A 20944-nucleotide genomic window follows, 5' to 3' on the forward strand; every position below is an offset into this window, starting at 1 on the left:
CAAAAATTAATCAAAAGTCAACTACAGCAGTGGATTAACGGTCTGCCTAACTATATCAAGGCTTATTTGTCGATTTCAGTCTGCGAAGTTTGAGTTAATAGTAAAAGTTTAAATTCATACTTTTAATTAGAGATTTAATAAAGTTTATTCGCATTCCTTCTATTTTCATGATATTATAAGTTGTGATTTTTTTGTCATAAACTATTAAATTTATTGTGCCAACTATCATGTTTGGTTTTTTTTCTTTTTCAGACATTGTTCGGCAAAAGATTAAGTATAAGAGGGGTTCGTCTAATGGAATATTCAGATGCTTATATAGAATCCTTAGTTCAACCGCGTAATCAATTATTAATGGAGATGGAAAACTACGCAAGTATTCATCATGTGCCGATTATGCAATTGTCTGCGATCGATGCATTAAGTCAAATTCTTCGTATTCAAAAGCCATCTAACATTTTAGAAATCGGAACAGCAATTGGTTATTCAGCATTACGAATGGCTATTGCATTACCTGATTGCAAAATTGTTACAGTTGAAAGGGATTCTGAACGGGTAACAATGGCGAAGCATTTTCTATCTCGTTCGGAAGCAGCTAACCGAATTACACTCATTGAAGGGGATGCGTTAGAAGTAGATGTAGAATCATTACATTCTACTTTTGAGGCAGTTTTTATAGATGCGGCAAAAGGTCAATACCAGCGATTTTTTGAGAAGTTCTCTCCTCTCGTTCCATCCGGGGGGATATTGTATATCGATAATATGTACATGCACGGATTATCTGATTTAGATTTAAAAGATGTTCCTCGTCGTAAGAGAACGATGATTCGTAATTTGAAAAACTTTACCGATTGGATTATGAACCACCCAGACTATGAAAGTACATTTTTTCCAATTGGTGATGGATTGTTAATTTGTTTGAAGAGGTGAATAAATTGAAAAAACCTGAATTATTAGTTACACCAAAATCCGTTGATCATATTAAAGCACTTATTGAAGCTGGTGCTGATGCCTTTGTGATTGGTGAACAAAAATTTGGCTTACGTTTAGCTGGTGAATTTAATGTAAATGATGTAGAACAAGCAACAACTATTATTCACGAAGCTGGTAAAAAAGTATATGTAGCTGTAAATGCTATTTTCCACAACGATCGATTAGATGATTTAGACGACTATTTAAAAGACATGCAACGAATTGGTGTGGATGCACTATTATTTGGGGATCCCGCTGTTGTAATGGCTGTTCGTGAATTAGGCATTACCATTCCACTACATTGGAATCCCGAAACAATTGCGACAAACTGGTTCCAAGTAAACTACTGGAACGAACGTGGGGCAAAACGAGCTGTATTAGCACGCGAGCTTTCATTAGATGAAGTTGTTGAAATTAAAGAAAACGCCAATGCTGAAATTGAAGTTCAAGTTCATGGTATGACAGCGATGTTCCAATCAAAACGTTCGCTATTAGGGAACTATTTCTTATATCGTGATGAAGTAATGGAAATTGAAAATCGTAAAGAAAATAAAAACATGTTCTTACATGATAAAGAGCGTAAAAATAAATATCCAATTTATGAAGATTTAAATGGAACACATATTTTCTCACCAAACGATATGTGTCTAATTGATGAGTTAACAGAGCTATTTGAAGCAGGTATTGATTCATTAAAATTTGACGGTGTTCTACAAACAGAAGGATATATTACAACTGTTACAAATTGTTATCGTCAAGCAATTGATGCTTACTTTGACAATGGTGAAGATGCTTATGATGAAATGAAGGACGAACTGTTAGAAAAAATTGAAGAAATCCAACCAGCTATTCGTCCGTTAGATACAGGATTTATCTTCAAAGAAACAGTGTATTAGGAACGGAGGGTATGACTTGTTACAACTAATAGAAAATGAAAAGATTCGCAAAGTCGTTAACGGAAAACGTGTCATAACGAAAAAGCCTGAATTATTAGCACCAGCAGGAAGTTTAGAAAAATTAAAAGTTGCTGTACATTATGGAGCAGATGCAGTTTTTATTGGTGGACAAGAATTCGGCTTGCGTTCAAATGCTGACAACTTCTCTATTGAAGAAATGCGTGAAGGTGTCGAATTTGCAAATAAATATGGTGCCGTAGTTTATGTTACAACAAATATTTTCGCTCATAATGAAAATATGGATGGTTTAGAAGAATATTTACAAGCAATTGAAGGTGCTGGGGTTAAAGGAATCATTGTTGCCGACCCTTTAATTATCGAAACTTGTCGCCGTGTAGCTCCTAAACTTGAAATCCACCTTTCGACACAGCAATCATTATCTAACTGGAAAGCAGTTAAATATTGGAAACAAGAAGGCCTGCATCGTGTTGTATTAGCACGTGAAGTGGGTGCTGAAGAAATGCTAAAAATGAAACAAGAAGTGGATATTGAAATTGAAGCCTTTGTACATGGTGCAATGTGTATCGCATATTCTGGGCGTTGCGTATTATCAAACCATATGACGGCTCGCGACTCAAACCGTGGTGGATGTTGCCAAAGCTGTCGTTGGGACTATGACTTATATGAAAATGTAGGTGGTGAAGAAAAAGCGTTATTTAATGAAGGTGACGCACCATTTGCAATGAGTCCTAAAGATTTAAAATTAATTGAATCCATTCCTCACATGATTGAGTTAGGTATTGATTCTTTAAAAGTTGAAGGTCGTATGAAATCCATTCACTATATTGCAACAGTTATTTCAGTATACCGAAAAGTAATTGATGCATATTGTGCAGACCCTGACAACTTTAAAATTAAAAAAGAGTGGTTAGAAGAATTAGATCGTTGTGCAAACCGCGCAACTGCATCTGCTTTCTTTGAAGGTGAACCAAGCTATAAACAACAAATGTTTGGATTCCACGCACCAAAAATGAAATGGGATTTTGCAGGACTAGTCCTTGATTATGATCAGACAACAAACATGGTGACATTACAACAACGAAATTACTTCAAACCAGGGGACACAATTGAATTCTTCGGTCCAGAAATTGATTCGTTCAAAATGGAAGTAGGCCAAATTTGGGATGAAGAAGGCCAAGAAATAGAAGTAGCAAACCACCCATTACAAATTGTGAAGTTTAAAGTAGATCGTCCGTTGTTCAAGTTCAACATGATGCGGAAGGAGAATAAATAAATGTCAAAAAAGCGTCCTCTAGTTATAGGGATTGCAGGAGGTTCATGCTCGGGAAAAACGAGTGTAACCCATGCCATTTATGATGTTTTCAGAGAGCATTCCGTAGTTGTTATTGAACAAGATTTTTATTACAAAAATCAAAGTCATTTAACATTTGAAGAGCGTTTACAAACAAATTATGACCATCCTTTAGCCTTTGACAATGATTTACTCATTGAACACTTAAATCGCTTATTGAATCGTCAAGCTATTGATAAGCCGGTCTATGATTATGTAAACCATACCCGGGCAAACGAGGTAATTCACGTCGAACCAAAAGATGTAATTATTTTGGAAGGTATTCTTGTTTTAGAGGATAGTCGATTACGAGAATTAATGGATATCAAACTGTTTGTGGATACAGATTCAGATTTACGTATAATTCGTCGTATTGAGCGGGATATTAAGGAACGTGGTAGAACAATTGATTCTGTCATCGAACAATATTTAACGGCTGTACGTCCAATGCATAATTTATTTATAGAACCTACAAAGAGATATGCTGACGTTATTATTCCAGAAGGTGGAGAGAATGAAGTCGCAATTGATCTAATGGTAACAAAAATTAAAACAATTCTTGAAACTATGACCAATGTGTAATATGATGTGTTACAGTTGGTATAATTTAGTATTACTAATTGAAAATTAATATGTAAAATGTAAAATTCGGTTACTAGTTAAGTTGACAATATTGCTTCTAATTGGGGCAAGTGTCTCATATGCTTAACTACTAACCGGGTTTTATTATTACATTTTTTAATATTGTTCAATTTGTACTAACTGTTGGAACAATATTAAAAAGATTGTGAAACAGAATATACGCCAATAACTTTCAATTAATTAGATGTGTATCGTTTTTAAGAAAAGCAAAAATGAAAACGATTGCGTTTTTCGAAGGTGTATAGTAATGTTTCAAATAAATTTATTGCGAGTATTTAAGGAGTGATTGTCTTGTCAAATGAAAAACAGTATCCAATGACACTAGCGGGAAAACAAAAATTAGAAGAGGAATTAGAGCATCTAAAGACGGTTAAACGTAAAGAAGTTGTTGAGCGTATTAAAATCGCTCGTAGCTTTGGGGACCTATCAGAGAACTCTGAGTACGATTCTGCAAAAGAAGAACAAGGGTTCGTTGAAGGGCGTATTTCTGCCATTGAATCAATGTTGCGTAATGCTATCATTATAGAAGAAACTGCAGGTCAAAGTGATATTGTCACTTTAGGAAAGACAGTTAAATTTATTGAGCTTCCTGATGGTGACGAAGAAGAATATACAATCGTAGGATCAGCTGAAGCAGATCCATTCGAAGGTCGTATTTCGAATGATTCACCAATTGCAAAAGCATTACTTGGTCATAAAGTTGATGACATCGTAAAATTAACAACACCTGGTGGAGACATGGAAGTTCGCATCGTTTCAATCAGTACTGCAAAATAATACCATTCATAATTTGGCTAACTTTCATACATAGCCATATGACAAATGTCGGCAAAACCTTACAAAGGATTTGTCGACTTTTTCAATTTCGTAACAGATATATTAAATATAAGGCTTGTAATGGAAATAACAGATCAATTATTGATAAAATATAGTATGTTTAAAAGCATGAAGGAGGTTTCAATCGAATGAAAAATGGTAAGCCTGAGAAATCTACACGTCTTGAAAAAAGACAACGCTATCAAGCTAAAAAACCACGTAAAAAGATGGATCGCCTTCTAAATATACTTATCGCAATTGTTTCGATCTTGATTGTGCTGAACTTGGTAAGTATTTTTACGGGGGATGACGAAAAACAAAATACGAAAGAAACTAAACAGATAACAGAAGAAAACAAAAAAACAGAAGAATCTAAAGAAGTTACGACTAATATATCGGACGTAGAAGATCAATCTAATGGTGATCACTCCACAGAACAGATGTCTAATACAGAAACTTTAGAAAGTGAACTAATCGTTCAAACATCAGCAGATCCTGTTGTAGATGAAGTACTGGTAGATCCTAATTGGCAAGCTACACCTACAAAACAGACAGGCGAACATGTTTCAGCTTATGAAGAAGGACACATCGACTATGAAGAGAAAAAGGAAACATTCCGTAATGCAGTTGGACTTGGAGAAGATGAAATTATTTTCTGGTCAGTAAAAAATAACGGAAATGCAAATTCATCAGTGGCTGTTGTTTCTTCAAATGACTCCAATCGTTCAAATAAATATCGTGTATATATCGAATGGATCGACAATGAGGGATGGAAACCGGTAAAAGTAGAAAAACTAAATCAACTGGCTGATTCATATTAATTTTATTGACGTACCGTGGAAAAATCTTTATCGTTAAGTTGACGTAGAATGGAGGAGCTTATGAAAATCGCAGTAATTGGAGCAATGGAAGAAGAAGTAGAACTATTACGAAATGCCCTAGAAAACACAAATGTAACGACGATTGCCAACAGTGAATATACGTTAGGTACATATAATAATAAAGAGGTCGTTTTATTAAAAAGTGGTATTGGAAAAGTGAATGCAGCAATGTCAACAACGATCTTATTGCATGAATTTAAACCAGATGTTGTCATTAATACAGGTTCTGCAGGTGGTTACGACCCAAGTCTAGATGTGGGTGCTGTTGTTATTTCTGATGAAGTACGCCACCATGATGTAGACGTAACAATTTTTGATTATGAAATGGGGCAAGTTCCACAAATGCCACCAGCTTTCAAATCCGATGAAGAATTGATTAAAGTGGCACAAGAGGCAGTTACTGAAATTGGTGAGCATCAGGTAGGTGTAGGATTAATTTGCTCTGGTGACTCATTTATGAATGATCCAGAACGAGTGGAAAAAGTAAGGTCATATTTCCCGCAAATGAAAGCCGTTGAAATGGAAGCCGCTGCAGTAGCACAAGTTTGTTACCAATTCAAAACACCATTTGTTGTAATTCGTGCATTATCAGATATTGCCGGGAAAGAATCTAACATCAGTTTCGATGAATTTTTACCAGTGGCAGCAAAGCATTCCACTGAAATCGTTTTAAAAACAATTGAAAAGCTTTAATATGTTAAACGCACTTGACGGTATTGAAAAAATGCAAGTAAGATAGAATGGTATTAATGTATATTAAAAATGTAAATAAATAGGAGGTTTGGACAATGTTATTATTAATGGGTGGTTCAGTAGCGATTACAGCAATTTTAGGAATTCTTATCTACTTCGGAGCTAATAGCGAATCAGCAAATCACTAATATAGGCAAAGCTCATTTAAGCTGGAGACAGTTTAAATGAGCTTTTATAATGGGAAAATGCTATTCAATTTTTGAAAGTCTCAAATCGTTTTCCGCCGCCTTTTTGCTTTCACGCTCAGCCTGATTGTGTTTAAATTGTTGGTAAAGTTTAACGAGAGCTCTTTTTTCAATTCTTGATACATAACTTCTAGAAATTTTCAGTTTTTTTGCAATTTCTTTTTGTGTTAACGGTTCATTATTTTTTAATCCATAACGATATACAATAATTTCTAGTTCCCGTGGTTCAAGCGTTCCTAAATATTCATATAATTGTTCAAAGCTTTCTTTTTGCTCAATTTTATCGATTGCGGGTTGTTCGTCAAGCTGCAACAAGTCTCGAATTTGTAAAGATTGTCCTTCTTTATCCACCCCAATAGGTTCAAAGAGCGATACATCTTTTTGAACTTTCTTTTGTGCTCTTAAATGCATTAATATTTCATTTTCTATACAGCGGGCTGCATAAGTTGCAAGTCTTGTTTTTTTATCTGGTGTATAACTGCTAACCGCTTTCATTAGACCGATAGTACCAATAGATATATAATCATCTAGTTGTTCGTGTTGTGGATGAAATTTTTTTACGACATGAGCGACTAGCCTCATATTTCGTTCAATTAAATCTAGCCGTGCTTGCTCATCTCCTGCCATAAACCGTTCTATACATTTTGCTTCTTCTTCTTTTGTGAAAGGACGATGAAATGCCTGCCCTTTTAAGTAGCCTAAAAAAGATGGGATGTCGAGCCAAAGCTGCATAAGAGACGCAAAAATACCGCTCAAATTACGTCATCCTTTCTGCCTTTTTCGACATTATATGATATGTTTTTATAGAAAATGATTAATAATTTTTAGTAAAAAAATGACCGATGCATACGCGGGTAAAGGATGCATCGATCGGGTCTAGACTTTCTTTAATTTAAATGTGCTAATCATTAAGAACGATAAGAAAGGGAATAAAAATAAATAACTTTGTGGTTCTACAATTGTGGTGAAAAAGTAAGAAAATGTTAGAAAAGTACCGGCTGCTGTAATCGGTAAACCTATGAAATATCCTTTTGTATCAGTTATATTAAATCTTGCTAAACGAAATGCTCCGGTTGCAATGTATAATATTGTTAAAATCATTCCAGCCATACCAAAATCCGTCATGATATTTTCATACATTAGTAGGGCGGGTGCGACACCAAATGATATAATATCACCCATAGAGTCTAATTGTTTTCCTAATTCTGATTCTTGATTAAACTTTCGAGCTACTTTTCCATCGTACCGATCAAGGAAAGCAGCAATAAAAATAAATAAGACGCTATAACTATAAGCTTCATTTAGTGTGGCCATAATGGAGGCACCACCAAATGACATATTACAGATTGTTATTAAATTAGCAGCGTGCGATTTTACTTTTTTAATCGTGGAATCCACCATATGGAGAAGAAACATGGGGGAACACTCCTTTACGCTCATTGTATTTTTATATTATACTTCGAAAAATAATAAATTGTAAGTAAATCAAAATATCCTATAAATGTTACACTCTTTTAAATTTTTAGGATATTTGACTCTATAGAACTAGGGGGGTACCTATGAAAGAGAAGATTTATCAACGTTTGATTGAATTAACAAATGGAAAGTACAGCTCCCTTTTGCTAAAAAGCATTGTAACATCTTCATTTAGTAAGAATCTTATTCGAGAGTATAGTAAAGTATACGAAATAGAACTGGCAGAAGTTTCAAAGGATTTGAACAGTTTTACAAGTTTACAAGATTTCTTTACAAGACAGCTAAAAACGGAAGCTAGAACAATCGATGCAAATGCAGAAACATTCGTAAGTCCTGTCGATGCAAAAATTGAATCCTTTGGTACAATACTTGAAAATGCGGTCTTCACAGTAAAAAATAAACCATATACATTAATCGATTTATTTGGTAAAGAAGAACTAGCCAAAAAATATATCAATGGAAAATATATTGTTTTCTACTTAAGCCCGGCAAATTATCACCGTATTCATAGTCCGTTTGATGCTACAGTTGTCCGTCAGTATGTGTTGGGCAACAAGTCTTATCCCGTAAATAATACGGGATTAACATACGGGAAAAAACCATTAAGTCATAACTATCGTATGATTAGTGAGTTGCAATACCAAAATAATAAAAATTTTACTTTAGTAAAAGTCGGAGCAATGTTTGTAAATAGCATTAAATTGACGAATACATCAAATCAATGGAAAAAAGGCGAAGAAGTGGGCTATTTTGCTTTTGGTTCAACCGTTGTTATGTTTTTTGAGGAAAATACGATTGCCTTCACTGAGAACCTCGTACAAGGCTATGAGGTGAAAATGGGAGAACGAATAGCAATTATGATATAATGAATAATAATGTTATCCAGAAATAGCAGCTAAGGGAAAAATTTCCCTAACTGATAGTATATAATTTACTGATGATCTTAGTTTTATGTCAGTATTTTGAAAAAATTAAGTTAAGGGGTTAAAGTGTTGTATAATTTTCTATTGCCGGATGAATATGTAAATACTGTATTTGAAATTACACCTGAAAAACTGAGTAAGCTAGGAATACGAGGAATTATTACCGACCTAGATAATACGCTCATCGAATGGGACAGACCCCATGCAACAGAAGAAATAGCAGCATGGATGGAAATGCTAAGAGAAGCAGGGATTCGTGTCATTATTGCATCAAATAACAATGAGGAACGTGTGAGACGTTTTGCAGAACCATTAGGCATTCCTTTTATCTATCGCGCAAGAAAACCATTGGGAAATGCTTATTATGCTGCATTGAAGGAGATTCGTTTAAAAACGAACGAGGTTGCCATGGTTGGAGATCAGTTACTTACGGATATTATGGGAGCTAATCGTTTAAGCTTATATACATTTTTAGTTCGACCTGTTGCAGAGTCGGATGGTTTTGTTACGCTTTTTAATCGGTTTGTAGAACGCCGAGTATTTAATATTTTAAAGCGTAAAGGAATTAAAACTTGGGAGGAACAGAAATGAACGAAATGCCAAATTGTATTGGCTGTGGAGCAGTAATTCAGACAGAAAACCCTAAAGAGGTAGGCTTTGCTCCAGCATCTTCTCTTGAGAAAGAAACAATAATTTGCCAACGTTGTTTTCGCCTAAAAAATTATAATGAAATTCAACCAGTCAATTTAACGGACGATGATTTCCTAAGAATATTAAATGGTCTTGGAAATCAACAAGGGTTAATCGTTAAGATTGTTGATATTTTTGATTTTAACGGAAGTTGGTTGCCTGGTTTGCATCGCTTCGTTGGAAAAAATCCAGTATTGCTCGTTGCGAATAAAGCAGATTTACTACCGAAGTCTGTGAAAACGAAAAAAGTAATCAATTGGCTAAAACGCGAAGCACGAAGTTTAGGACTACAACCGATTGATGTCTTGTTAGTTAGTGCCCATAAAGGAATGGGTATGAGTGATGTGGTTGAGGCTATCGAAAGTTATCGTGAAGGCAAAGATGTTTTTGTTGTTGGAAGTACGAATGTAGGGAAATCAACATTTATTAACCGAATTATTAAACAAGCTACTGGTGAGGGGAATGTTATAACAACATCTCATTTCCCGGGTACAACTTTAGATATGATTGAAATCCCATTAGATGATGGTGCTTCATTGTATGATACGCCAGGAATCATTAATCACCACCAAATGGCACATCATATTGATAGTAGTGAGTTAAAGTACATTACACCGAAAAAAGAAATTAAACCAAAAGTATACCAACAAAATGCCGGTCAAACTTTATTTATCGGTGCACTTGCTCGATTTGATTTCATTAAAGGCGAACGCTCTGCTTTTACAGTTTATGTCGCAAATGATTTACCAATTCATAGGACAAAACTAGAAAAAGCTGATTCCTTATATGCAGAACATAAAGGGGAACTTTTATCTCCACCTTCGAAAAAATATATCGAGCAACTACCAGAGCTTGTTCGGCATGAATTTGCGATTAAAGAAGGAAAAACGGATGTTGTTATATCTGGACTTGGATGGATTACGATTCAGCATGCTAATGTCGTCGTTGCAGCTCATGCACCAAAAGGGGTAGAAGTATTTATTCGTCCTTCCTTAATCTAAATGAGAGATGCTCAAAAAAATCAACTATACGTGACCTGCACTTTTGTCGGGAGTTACTGGTTTCTTTGGCAACTGTGTAAGTCGCTTTCTATTGGAAAAGAGGTTTGAAAATGAAGAAATGGTTTGCTGTTATTGGTGACCCAATAGAACATTCAAAATCACCTACCATGCATAATGGTTGGTTTGAAGAAATGAACATTGATGCCACATATATTCCGATTCATGTAAAGAGTGAGCAATTAGAACAAGCGATTTCCTCTTTAAAAACGTTAGGAGCAAGTGGTTGGAACGTGACTATTCCACATAAACAAGCAATCATTCCATTTCTAGATGAACTAGATGAGATGGCCCAAAAGATGGGGGCTGTTAATACAGTTGTTCGTAGCGCTGATGGAAAATTAAAGGGTTATAATACAGATGGTCCAGGATTTGTTCATTCTCTTGAAGAAGCAGTTGGAGATGGATATAAAGAAAAGCCTGTGCTATTAATCGGAGCTGGTGGGGCTGCAAGAGGAATTGCCTTTGCTCTTCAACAATATGGCTATCGAAATTTAACTATTGCTAATCGTACAGTCACAAAGGCACAAGAAATCACCCATGAACTGGGTGAAGGGCAAGCTTTATCTTTAGTGGATGCTGAACAAAGATTAGATGAGTTTGGTATAATTATTCAATCTACATCGGCTGGCTTAGCGAATAGTGAATTTAGCTTACCACTTTCATTAGAAAAGCTACAACAAGGAGCAATTGTAGCGGATATTGTGTATAATCCATTAATGACGCCATTTTTGTTGGAAGCTCAAAAGAAAAATGCAATCGTTGTAACTGGTCTAGGGATGTTTGTTCACCAAGGAGCAATTGCATTTAATCATTGGTTAGGACAATACCCTAATACAGAACATACAACAAACAAATTAACTGAGGAATTACAGGTAACAACCTGTTCGTAATAGGAGGAAATAAAATTGCTTACTGGCAAACAAAAACGATTTTTAAGAGCTGAGGCTCATCATTTAACACCGATCTTTCAAGTTGGAAAAGGTGGGGTTAATGATCAAATGCTGCGTCAATTACGTGATGCATTAGAAGCGCGTGAGTTAATTAAAGTGCGTATTTTAGACAATTGTGAAGAAGAAAAAGACGATGTTGCACAAGCACTTGCAGAAGGAACTGGGGCAGAACTAGTTCAATTAATCGGCTTAACAGTTGTTCTATATAAAGAATCTCGTAATAATAAGAAAATTGTACTACCAAAACCGAGCAAAAAGTAAGGTGTAAAACGGATGAAAAAAGTTGGCATTTTGGGAGGAACATTTAATCCTCCTCATATTGGGCATTTAATAATGGCAAATGAGGCGTATGATGCTTTGCAACTGGATGAAGTCCGTTTTATGCCAAATGCTATAGCTCCACATAAGCAATTGATTGATGATGCCTCTATGGAAAACCGTTTGCGTATGGTTGAAATTGCAATCGAACCGTATGAACATTTCAAAATGGAAACAATTGAGTTAGAAATGGGAGGCATTTCTTATACATATCAAACAATGGTTGAATTATGTAAGAGAGAGCCTGATGTTCAGTTTTATTTTATTATTGGCGGCGATATGATTGATTCCCTTCATTCTTGGCACAATATCGATGAATTAGTTCAACTAGTTCAATTTGTAGGTTTAAAGCGGCCTGGTACGCAATCTACAACTACTTACAACATTACGATGGTGGAAGCGCCACAACTTAATTTATCTTCAACATTAATACGGAATCGGTTAAAAAACGGCGGTACATTAAGATTTTTATTACCAGATGGTGTCCATGATTATATTCGAGAGGAAGGGCTGTATGGAGCGGGATGATTATTTAGCCAATGTGAAAATACGTATGCCTGAAAAAAGATATATTCATACTATTGGTGTAATGGAAACGGCAATATCGTTAGCGAAAAAATACGGTGAAGATGAAAAAAGTGCTGAAACGGCTGCAATTTTACACGATATTGCCAAATATGCTGATGAAAATTGGATGCGTGAAGTTGTCCAAACAAAAGGACTTGATCCAAGACTATTAGGGTGGGGTTCGGAAATTTTACATGGACCAGTAGGAGCATGGATAGCGCAGCATGAATTTAATATAACAAACGAAGATATTTTAAATGCGATTCGTTTCCATACAACAGGTAGAGCTGGCATGTCTAAGTTGGAAAAGATTATTTATATTGCAGATATGATTGAACCTAATCGTAATTTTCCAGGGGTTGAAAATTTGCGACAAATTGCAAATGAAAATTTAGAGTTAGCCATGGAATCATGTGTTAGTCATTCAATTACGTTTTTAGTTCAAACAAAACAACCAATTTTTCCAGCATCAGTTGAATGTTTTAACGACATCATTTCATAACCATTTGACATGATGATGAACGCATAAAAGAGAGGAACAGTGGAGAATGACAGAAAACTTATTACAAATTGCTTATAAAGCGATTGATGATAAACGTGGGGAAGATATAGTAGTATTAAATATGCAAAATATTTCTTTATTAGCAGACTATTTTATTATTTGTCATGGTAACTCAGACCGTCAGTTACAGGCAATTGCAAAAGAAGTTCAAGATAAAGCAGAAGAAAGCGGCTATAACATTAAACGAGTGGAAGGGTTCGATTCAGCTCGATGGATTTTAGTCGATCTTGGAGACGTTGTTGTACACATCTTCCATAAAGATGAACGAGCATTTTATAATTTAGAAAGACTTTGGGGAGATGCTCCTCAATTAGATGTTCAATAATCATGGTACAAGGTAGTTACGAACGATTTGCTCATATTTATGACGAGCTTATGCAAGACATACCTTATGACCAATATGTAAGTTGGGTTATGGAACATGCACCGAGTAATGACTACCCAACATTATTAGATGTAGGTTGTGGTACTGGCACCCTTTCCTTACAATTTCATGAGGCAGGCTATAATGTTACAGGTATCGATTTATCTGAAGAAATGTTGGCTGTTGCAAATGACCGTTTCCAAGAGGTGGGCGTTTCAATACCTTTGTTTGCGATGTCAATGGATCAACTTGAAGGATTTTCAGAAATTGATGTAGTCACGATTCCAATTGACTCAATCAATTACTTACAAGAAGACCGTGAAGTTGTTGAAACGTTAAAAAGAGTTCATTCTACCTTACGTGAAGGTGGTCAATTATTTTTTGATGTACATTCTCTTTATAAGATGGATGAAATCTTCATGGATAGTCCATTTACTTATGATGATGGAGTTATCACTTATATCTGGTTTACTGAACCGGCAGAATATGAGCATTCCGTTTTTCATCAAATGACTTTCTTTGTAAAAGATGAAACATCTGACCTTTTTGAACGATTTGATGAAGAACATTTTCAAAGAACATATCCAATTGAACAATACATTGAATGGTTGACTAATATTGGTTTTTCCAAAGTGATTATTACGGCTGATTGGCAAAACACAGAGCCAACAGAAGAAAGTGAACGCATCTTTATAAGAGCAATTAAATAAAAATAACACCTTTTCAGCAGAAGGGAAATTATGTATATTATTAATATACTCCATATGACACCCTCTGTTGTGAGGTGTTTTTAGATTTTGCATCTTTTGAAAAAATACGCTAAAACAATGCTATTCCCCAGCTTTGTTTTGATTTTTATCCTATTTTATTTCCTTCAACAAGACTCAAAGGATGAACCCTTTGAAAGTATTTCAACAATTCCACAACAACAAAGTGAACAACTAAATAATGAAAACGAAGAACAACCGATAGTGAATATTATGGTTGACGTAAAAGGTGAAGTATATTTTCCTGGTGTATACGAATTAACTACAGAAGATCGTGTAATTGATGCGATTAATCTGGCTGGTGGATATACAGAACAAGCAGAAACGAAACATGTAAACCATGCGCAAAAGCTTCAAGATGAGATGGTAATTTATATACCGAAGAAGGGTGAAGAACTAGAAAACCAGCCAATTGAATCCATTGTAATGAGTGGACAAGTCTCAAATGATACGAGTGATAAAATAAATATTAATACTGCTGATGAATCTCAGCTTACTACTCTTCCCGGTATTGGACCATCTAAAGCACAAGCTATCATTGCATACAGAGAAGAAAATGGGTCGTTTAAAACGATTGAAGATTTGACAAATGTTTCGGGTATTGGTGACAAAACCTTCGAAAAATTAAAAGAATTAATCGATATTAAGTAGATATACAATTGCATGATTCTTTTTTTACATCTAAACTAAATGGTATAGAGTTTGGAGGTTAGTCATATGGAGCGTATTACTTGGGATCAGTTTTTTATGGCACAAAGTCATTTATTAGCATTAAGAAGTACTTGTACAAGACTTGCGGTTGGGGCAACGATTGTAAGGGATAAAAGAATCATCGGAGGGGGCTATAACGGCTCTATTTCGGGAGATGAACATTGTATTGAAAAAGGATGTTATGTAGTAGACAATCACTGTGTGCGTACAATTCACGCAGAAACGAACGCTTTATTACAATGTGCTAAATATGGAACATCATCGAACGGGGCAGATGTTTACGTGACTCATTTTCCGTGTTTACAATGTACAAAAACGATCATTCAAGCAGGTATTCAAAATGTATACTATGCGAACGATTATAAGAATAGTCCCTATGCTTTGGAATTGTTCGAAAAAGCAAAAGTAAATGTCGTTCATATTCCTTTTGAACAATCAAATATTGATTTTTTAAAGGATGAAAAGTTTGATTTAGCTTTAGAGATGTTAATTAAGTTACGTAGTCTCGGCGCATCTGCCGAAGTATTAAAACCTTTTGAAGAGAAGGTGAAGTCCTTATTTGGAATCGTTGAAGTCTAAATCGATATATTATGCCTTATCAGTTCTAGTTGCCACAATAGCAGCCTTTGAATCGATGAGGCTTTTGTTTATACTTATTTTTCTCGTTTTGTTTCTAATTTATAAAAGATTGCACTTTATTCATATTCTAGGTGTAATCATCGCATGCTTTGTATTCTTTTATTATATCTCAGACGAATTAAAGAAATTAGAAGTACCTCTAACATTGCCACAAACCTTAACATGGACCCATGAATATAAGTTTAATGGTAATAAACTGCGCGGTTTTATGGAGGATCAAGATGGCAGAAATGTTTATGTCGTTTATACATTTCCCACTGAGAACGAAATGAAAAAATTCAAACAAATTTCATTAGCGGGGCAACAATTTTTAGTCTTTGGTCTCCTTGAAGAGCCGAATCGACCAGCACATCAATATGCTTTTAATATGAAAAAGTATTTAAAAAGTAAAGGCGCAATTGGTATCGTTGAGATAGCAAATTGGTCTTATGTTGGAACAAAAGAATCGATTGCTCAGAAAATTAATGTGCAACGTTTTAAATTAAAAACACATATTGAGCAAACCTTTCCCCAATCCCTCGTTGGAGAGGCACAAGCATTGCTCATTGGCTTACAAGAACATGTTGATGATGAAATGACACGAGCCTATCAAAAGCTTGGCATAACTCATTTATTTGCTATTTCTGGGCTACATATAGCCATCGTTTCATTTATCTTTTTCCAAGGATTGATTCGATTAAAAATTAGAAGAGAATTAGCAACGTTGATTCTTCTTGTCATCCTTCCTATCTACGGTATTCTTGCAGGTGGTGCACCTTCTGTATGGCGTGCTGTTACAGTGGTAGAGCTTATTCTTTTAAGTCGCGTAAAATGGCGTTTATCTGTCGATGATGCGTTGTCTATCTCTTTTATTTTATTTGTACTTTTAGAGCCATGGTCAATTTATCAAATAGGTTTTCAATTGTCTTATTTAGCAACAGCAAGTTTAATTTATTCCGGGAAAATTCTTCACCAATTCTCATCCTGGGTAGTACAATCGTTTTTCATTACTTTTGTATGTCAGTTACTCGTTTATCCTCTTTTACTTTTCCACTTTTATGAGATAAGCATCTCATCCTTCATCGTTAATATTTTTTTCGTACCGTTATTTAGTTTTATTATCTTACCCATTAATATTATTTTGTTAGTTGTTTCGTTTATACCGGGAGTACTGCAAAAGTTATTATTCACTTTGTACGAACCTAGTAGAGAGTTATTAACACATCTTATTAATTTGCTACAAAGCATCCCATATCAAATGTGGAACCCAGGAAAGCCATCACTAATACTAATTTTAATAGCATATCTGTCTATTTTTATTGTGTTTTATAGATTTGAAAACTATTCGAAGCTATACAAAACAGTAGCCATATTATGTATCCCACTAGTATTAATACATGTCTCGGGAAAACTATTTAACGAGATGAAAATTTCCTTTGTTAATGTTGGCCAAGGAGATTGTATTGTTGTTGAATTGCCGTGGCAGGAGGAAGTTTACATGATTGATACAGGGGGCTTATTAAGGTTTGAGCAGGAGAATTGGAAGTTGAATGATCGCCCCTTTGAAGTAGGAAGACAAATCGTGGTCCCTTATTTAAAAGGGAAGGGGATAACAAAAATTGATAAATTAATTATTACTCACGCGGATGCAGACCATGTTGAAGGTGCCGAAGAAGTTTTACAGGAAATTAAAGTAGAAGAGATTCACATTACCCCAAATTCTTATAAAAAGGACATTATGAGCGATTTATTAAAAGAAGCGCAAAAACAAAAAGTTGCGATAAAAGAGCAAATTGCCTCTAATTTATGGAGGGTTCGTGATATTTCATTTAGCTATCTTTGGCCTTTAGAAACAAACTATGAAGGTAATAATGATTCTCTAGTGTTGTTAATCACAAGAGGGGATTTTCAAGGTTTGTTTACGGGTGATTTAGAGAAAGAAGGGGAAGAGAATATACTTCAAAATTACCCTCATTTACAAGGCATTCACTTACTAAAAGCAGGCCATCATGGAAGTAAAACATCTAGTAGTGAAAAGTTTGTAGAGCAATTAGTGCCTAATTTAACAATCTTTAGTGCTGGTGAAAATAACCGCTACGGACATCCACACGAAGAAGTTGTAGAAAGATTTCAAAGGCTAAATTTACATTCATTAACTACCGGCGTAGTAGGAACAATTGAAGTGTCCATTAAGAATAATGGAATGGCAGTTAGTTATCCTAAATAAAAGAAAAAAGGACATCTCTTTTATGAGAAGTCCTTTTTTCTAATAGCATTATGCTGCTACATCAATAATTGTTGCAATAATAAACATAAGTGCGAAGAATACGAATGAAACACCAAATCCTACTCCAGCATCGATTGCTTGGTTACGCATTGTAGCGCCATTTTTACCTTCAAAAGGATTGTGTGTTACAACGTTTTCATTATGTGAAGCCATACCTATCCCTCCTACTCAAAGTAATTATAAGTCAATACATAGTAAAAATCTATATAGAATCTGTCAAATTCTATTAACTACCTTTCGTAATGTTGACACATTTTATACATACCTACGACCAAAAATAAAAAAACATGTATACTAATAATAGTATAACGATAAGGAGTGCCCAAAATGTTTACAAATGTATGGAAAGATATTAAAAATGGACAGATCGCTCCTGTATATTGCATTTACGGTGAGGAATCCTATTTTGTTGATGAAACAGTTAAACGGATTAAGCATGCGTTAAGTACAACGGAGGAAGTTGAAACAACGACTTTTGATTTAGAAGAATCCCCAGTTGACGTGATGGTGGATGAAGCAGATACTTTTCCCTTTTTCTCAGAAAGAAAGCTAATTGTTGCGAAAAATGCCTCTTTTTTAAAAGCAGCAGAAAAGGGCAAGGAAAAAATTGACCATGATTTAAAGCGACTTGAAAATTGGTTAAACCACCCATCTGATTTTTCTGTAACAATCTTAATCGCACCATATGAAAAATTGGATGAACGTAAAAAAATAACAAAATTAATGAAAGAAAAAAGTGTGATGCTTCATGCAGAAACACCGAAAGAAAACGACTTAGCTGTCTGGATTCGAACAGAAGTAAATCGGTTTAACAAAAATATAGAAGACGAAGCAGTGGATAAACTTGTCGAAATGGTTGGGGCCAACATGCTCCAGTTACAAATTGAAATCGAAAAAATATGTTTATACCTCGGAGACGAGTCTTACATAACAGTAGATATCGTAGAAAACTTAGTGGCAAAAACATTGGAGCATGATGCATTTAAAATGTTAAATGCATACTTGTCCCGTCAAAATGCTGAAGCAGTACAAATATATCATGATTTACTGCGTCAAAAAGAAGAACCTATTATGCTTGTTGGTCTTCTTTCATCGAATATTCGTACGATGAATAATGTTTATTATCTACAAAAAAAAGGCTATCACCCTACGCAAATTTCAAAACAATTAAAAATTCATCCATACAGGGTGAAGATAATGTTGGAAAACCGTAATCGACCAAGCGAGGAAAGATTATTAAAAGCGTTACATAATTTAGCTGAAATTGATTTAAAATTAAAATCTACTGGTGGTAATCGAGAACGGTTGTTAGAAATGTTTTTACTTAGAGAGCTATAATATTAAACAAAAAGACCATCCTTATTGGGAAGCCACTGAAAAACTAAATACCGATAAAAATTTATAGTAATTATTTGCTTCTAAATAGAAGGTGGGATTCACTTCGCTTTCCACGGGCTTGGCTTCAGCCTCCTCGTCGCAAGCTCCTGCGGGGTCTTCAGCTCAAGCTGTTCCCGTAGGAGTCTTCGTGAATCCCACTTCCTAAAAGATCTGAGCGTATTTTTATTATAAAAATTTATTAAAATCGACTTTTTCAGTGCCCTACTTATTGGGTGGTTTTTTATTTTTTGTGCATTATTTTTATTTAAAAATGAAAAAAGACCAATTCCCAAAAGGAAATTGATCTTTACAGTTTCATTAGTTAGCTTTTTTAGCTAGACGAGATTTTTTACGAGCAGCTGCATTTTTGTGGATAAGACCTTTAGAAGCTGCTGTGTCAAGTGCTTTAGAAGCTGCTAATACTAATTCTTGAGCGTTATCAGCGCCTGTAGCAAGAGCTTGTTCAGCTTTTTTCACAGTAGTACGCATAGCAGATTTTGCTTGAGAGTTAGCGATGTTTGCTTTTTCAGCAACTTTAACACGTTTAATTGCAGATTTAATGTTTGGCATATCTTTCACCTCCTAAATAAGGTACGAGATGAGTATCTTCTCAACTATTTCGTTTGTCAATACAACAAAAATCATTCTACCAAACCATGAGAATAATTGCAATACATAAATGCAAAGAATATTTACTTGACAGTTTGACCAACATATTTATGAGGTGATAAAAGATGATAGAAGTTAACTGGAGTAGAACCGATTTAATTGATGAAGCGCAAGAGGTGGTTGAGCATCAGACCAAGCAGCAGAAGGAGAAATTAGACAAATCTAGCGGCGTCAATATTGAGGAGTTTAACGAAGGTCGAGTCAAAATAACAAGAGTAGAAGTAGATCAAAATGGGCAAGAGCAAATTGGAAAAAAAGAAGGAAAATATATCACGCTCTCTGTTCCAACTTTAACAATAGATGATAACAATGGGTTTGAACAATTAGAAAAAGCATTTACAAAATATTTAGATGACATTCATCAAGATATTGATATTAACGAAGATAGTAAAATTCTTGTTGTTGGGCTTGGCAATAAAACAATTACTCCCGATGCTGTAGGGCCATTTGCTATTGATGCGATGCAAACGGAGCAATCCGAAAATCCAAGCGATCACTTTATTATGTACGCACCAGGAGTAACTGGACAAACGGGATTTGAAACAAGTGATTTTATTCAGGCCTTAACTGAGAAAATCAAACCAACTCTTGTTCTAGTAATTGATGCACTAGCAACTAGAGGTAGCTCAAGGCTTTGTAAAACGATTCAGATTACAGATACTGGTATACATCCTGGTTCAGGGGTAGGAAATCAACGAACAGAAGTTTCAAAGGAAGTAATGGGAGTACCTGTAACAGCAATTGGTGTTCCAACTGTAGTGGATGCGACAGTTATTATTGCAGATGCGATTGACAATGTATTTAGATCTATCGCAGCGAGAATTGAAGAAAAAAATAAGCCATCAGGAAAGTTATCGGTTAGATCATGGACGCCAGACCCGAATGCTCAAGTAAATTTAGATTTAATCAAACCAATTTTTGGTGAATGGTCAACATGGTCAACAAATGATCGACTTCAATTATTTGAAGAAGCTTTTGCATCTCATCCTGAAAGATTAATTGTTACGCCTAAAGAAGTAGACGTTTGGATTACAAAATATTCTCTGTTAATTAGTAAAAGTCTATTTAATTGGTTGGATCATAAAGTTAAGAAAGCAAAGTAGTTCTAAAC

At 35.0% G+C, this 20944-nt stretch carries 25 protein-coding genes; 21 read left to right on the forward strand and 4 right to left on the reverse strand.

What is annotated here, in order from left to right; translation table 11 throughout:
• Positions 1-294 precede the first annotated feature (294 nt).
• From CRO00_RS15085 to mtnN, 7 genes are all read left to right on the forward strand, one after another.
• Positions 295-927, forward strand: a complete 633-nt coding sequence (locus CRO00_RS15085; protein WP_097074496.1) for an O-methyltransferase — start codon at positions 295-297, stop codon at positions 925-927.
• A 5-nt stretch (positions 928-932) separates the two neighbouring features.
• A complete protein-coding gene (locus CRO00_RS15090; protein WP_097074497.1) occupies positions 933-1865 on the forward strand; it encodes a peptidase U32 family protein in 933 nt (310 codons plus the stop codon).
• A gap of 16 nt (positions 1866-1881) precedes the next feature.
• Positions 1882-3159 (forward strand): peptidase U32 family protein, encoded by a 1278-nt coding sequence (locus CRO00_RS15095; RefSeq protein WP_097074498.1) that lies wholly within the window; start codon positions 1882-1884, stop codon positions 3157-3159.
• The gene (gene udk / locus CRO00_RS15100; protein ID WP_097074499.1) at positions 3160-3798 is read left to right on the forward strand and encodes a uridine kinase; all 639 of its coding nucleotides are present in this window, start codon (positions 3160-3162) and stop codon (positions 3796-3798) included.
• A gap of 351 nt (positions 3799-4149) precedes the next feature.
• A complete protein-coding gene (greA, locus tag CRO00_RS15105) occupies positions 4150-4635 on the forward strand; it encodes a transcription elongation factor GreA (RefSeq protein ID WP_097074500.1) in 486 nt (161 codons plus the stop codon).
• A 188-nt stretch (positions 4636-4823) separates the two neighbouring features.
• The gene (locus tag CRO00_RS15110) at positions 4824-5495 is read left to right on the forward strand and encodes a YrrS family protein (RefSeq protein WP_097074501.1); all 672 of its coding nucleotides are present in this window, start codon (positions 4824-4826) and stop codon (positions 5493-5495) included.
• 60 nt (positions 5496-5555) lie between these two features.
• A complete protein-coding gene (gene mtnN, locus CRO00_RS15115) occupies positions 5556-6248 on the forward strand; it encodes a 5'-methylthioadenosine/S-adenosylhomocysteine nucleosidase (protein ID WP_097074502.1) in 693 nt (230 codons plus the stop codon).
• Positions 6249-6496: 248 nt separating this feature from the next.
• Here the strand turns inward: mtnN and sigK are convergent, their stop codons facing one another.
• On the reverse strand, positions 6497-7249 hold the full coding sequence (gene sigK, locus CRO00_RS15120) for an RNA polymerase sporulation sigma factor SigK (RefSeq protein ID WP_097074503.1): 753 nt from the start codon (positions 7247-7249) through the stop codon (positions 6497-6499).
• Positions 7250-7369: 120 nt separating this feature from the next.
• Entirely contained in the window at positions 7370-7909 is a 540-nt protein-coding gene (gene pssA, locus CRO00_RS15125; protein WP_097074504.1) for a CDP-diacylglycerol--serine O-phosphatidyltransferase, read from the reverse strand.
• Between the two features lie 143 nt (positions 7910-8052).
• On the opposite strand from pssA, the gene CRO00_RS15130 reads away from it, so the two are divergent.
• The 12 genes from CRO00_RS15130 (at position 8053) to CRO00_RS15185 (ending at position 17727) form a co-directional block, all read left to right on the forward strand.
• Entirely contained in the window at positions 8053-8835 is a 783-nt protein-coding gene (locus tag CRO00_RS15130) for a phosphatidylserine decarboxylase (protein WP_097074505.1), read from the forward strand.
• 123 nt (positions 8836-8958) lie between these two features.
• On the forward strand, positions 8959-9483 hold the full coding sequence (locus CRO00_RS15135) for a YqeG family HAD IIIA-type phosphatase (protein ID WP_237658438.1): 525 nt from the start codon (positions 8959-8961) through the stop codon (positions 9481-9483).
• Complete coding sequence (yqeH, locus tag CRO00_RS15140) at positions 9480-10583, forward strand: ribosome biogenesis GTPase YqeH (protein WP_097074507.1); 1104 nt, start codon at positions 9480-9482, stop codon at positions 10581-10583. Before CRO00_RS15135 ends, yqeH begins: the two co-directional genes overlap by 4 nt.
• Before the next feature lie 110 nt (positions 10584-10693).
• Positions 10694-11533 (forward strand): shikimate dehydrogenase, encoded by an 840-nt coding sequence (gene aroE / locus CRO00_RS15145; protein WP_097074508.1) that lies wholly within the window; start codon positions 10694-10696, stop codon positions 11531-11533.
• A gap of 15 nt (positions 11534-11548) precedes the next feature.
• Positions 11549-11854: a ribosome assembly RNA-binding protein YhbY gene (yhbY, locus tag CRO00_RS15150; RefSeq protein WP_097074509.1), complete on the forward strand. Its 306-nt coding sequence runs from the start codon at positions 11549-11551 to the stop codon at positions 11852-11854.
• Between the two features lie 12 nt (positions 11855-11866).
• Complete coding sequence (locus tag CRO00_RS15155) at positions 11867-12439, forward strand: nicotinate-nucleotide adenylyltransferase (RefSeq protein WP_097074510.1); 573 nt, start codon at positions 11867-11869, stop codon at positions 12437-12439.
• Positions 12426-12980, forward strand: coding sequence for a bis(5'-nucleosyl)-tetraphosphatase (symmetrical) YqeK (gene yqeK, locus CRO00_RS15160; RefSeq protein WP_097074511.1), 555 nt, complete (start codon positions 12426-12428; stop codon positions 12978-12980). The genes CRO00_RS15155 and yqeK overlap by 14 nt, the downstream gene beginning before the upstream one ends.
• Positions 12981-13026: 46 nt before the next feature.
• A complete protein-coding gene (rsfS, locus tag CRO00_RS15165; RefSeq protein ID WP_097074512.1) occupies positions 13027-13365 on the forward strand; it encodes a ribosome silencing factor in 339 nt (112 codons plus the stop codon).
• A 2-nt stretch (positions 13366-13367) separates the two neighbouring features.
• The gene (locus CRO00_RS15170) at positions 13368-14114 is read left to right on the forward strand and encodes a class I SAM-dependent DNA methyltransferase (protein ID WP_097074513.1); all 747 of its coding nucleotides are present in this window, start codon (positions 13368-13370) and stop codon (positions 14112-14114) included.
• 138 nt (positions 14115-14252) lie between these two features.
• Positions 14253-14822 carry a helix-hairpin-helix domain-containing protein gene (locus CRO00_RS15175; RefSeq protein WP_237658439.1) on the forward strand — a complete coding sequence of 190 codons (570 nt, stop codon included), beginning with the start codon at positions 14253-14255 and terminating at the stop codon, positions 14820-14822.
• A gap of 66 nt (positions 14823-14888) precedes the next feature.
• Positions 14889-15461, forward strand: a complete 573-nt coding sequence (locus CRO00_RS15180) for a ComE operon protein 2 (protein WP_097074514.1) — start codon at positions 14889-14891, stop codon at positions 15459-15461.
• Between the two features lie 109 nt (positions 15462-15570).
• A complete protein-coding gene (locus CRO00_RS15185) occupies positions 15571-17727 on the forward strand; it encodes a DNA internalization-related competence protein ComEC/Rec2 (RefSeq protein ID WP_237658440.1) in 2157 nt (718 codons plus the stop codon).
• Positions 17728-17775: 48 nt separating this feature from the next.
• Here the strand turns inward: CRO00_RS15185 and CRO00_RS15190 are convergent, their stop codons facing one another.
• Positions 17776-17940, reverse strand: coding sequence for a YqzM family protein (locus CRO00_RS15190; RefSeq protein WP_097074515.1), 165 nt, complete (start codon positions 17938-17940; stop codon positions 17776-17778).
• Positions 17941-18114: 174 nt separating this feature from the next.
• Between CRO00_RS15190 and holA the strand changes: the two genes are divergently transcribed.
• Positions 18115-19125, forward strand: a complete 1011-nt coding sequence (gene holA / locus CRO00_RS15195) for a DNA polymerase III subunit delta (protein WP_097074516.1) — start codon at positions 18115-18117, stop codon at positions 19123-19125.
• Between the two features lie 357 nt (positions 19126-19482).
• Here the strand turns inward: holA and rpsT are convergent, their stop codons facing one another.
• Positions 19483-19734 carry a 30S ribosomal protein S20 gene (gene rpsT / locus CRO00_RS15200; RefSeq protein WP_097074517.1) on the reverse strand — a complete coding sequence of 84 codons (252 nt, stop codon included), beginning with the start codon at positions 19732-19734 and terminating at the stop codon, positions 19483-19485.
• Positions 19735-19898: 164 nt separating this feature from the next.
• Here rpsT and gpr point away from each other — a divergent pair, with 164 nt between their 5' ends.
• Positions 19899-20936 (forward strand): GPR endopeptidase, encoded by a 1038-nt coding sequence (gene gpr / locus CRO00_RS15205; protein WP_097074518.1) that lies wholly within the window; start codon positions 19899-19901, stop codon positions 20934-20936.
• The last annotated feature ends 8 nt before the right edge of the window (positions 20937-20944 follow it).

This window comes from Ureibacillus xyleni (assembly GCF_900217795.1).
GTDB classification, from domain to species: domain Bacteria; phylum Bacillota; class Bacilli; order Bacillales_A; family Planococcaceae; genus Ureibacillus; species Ureibacillus xyleni.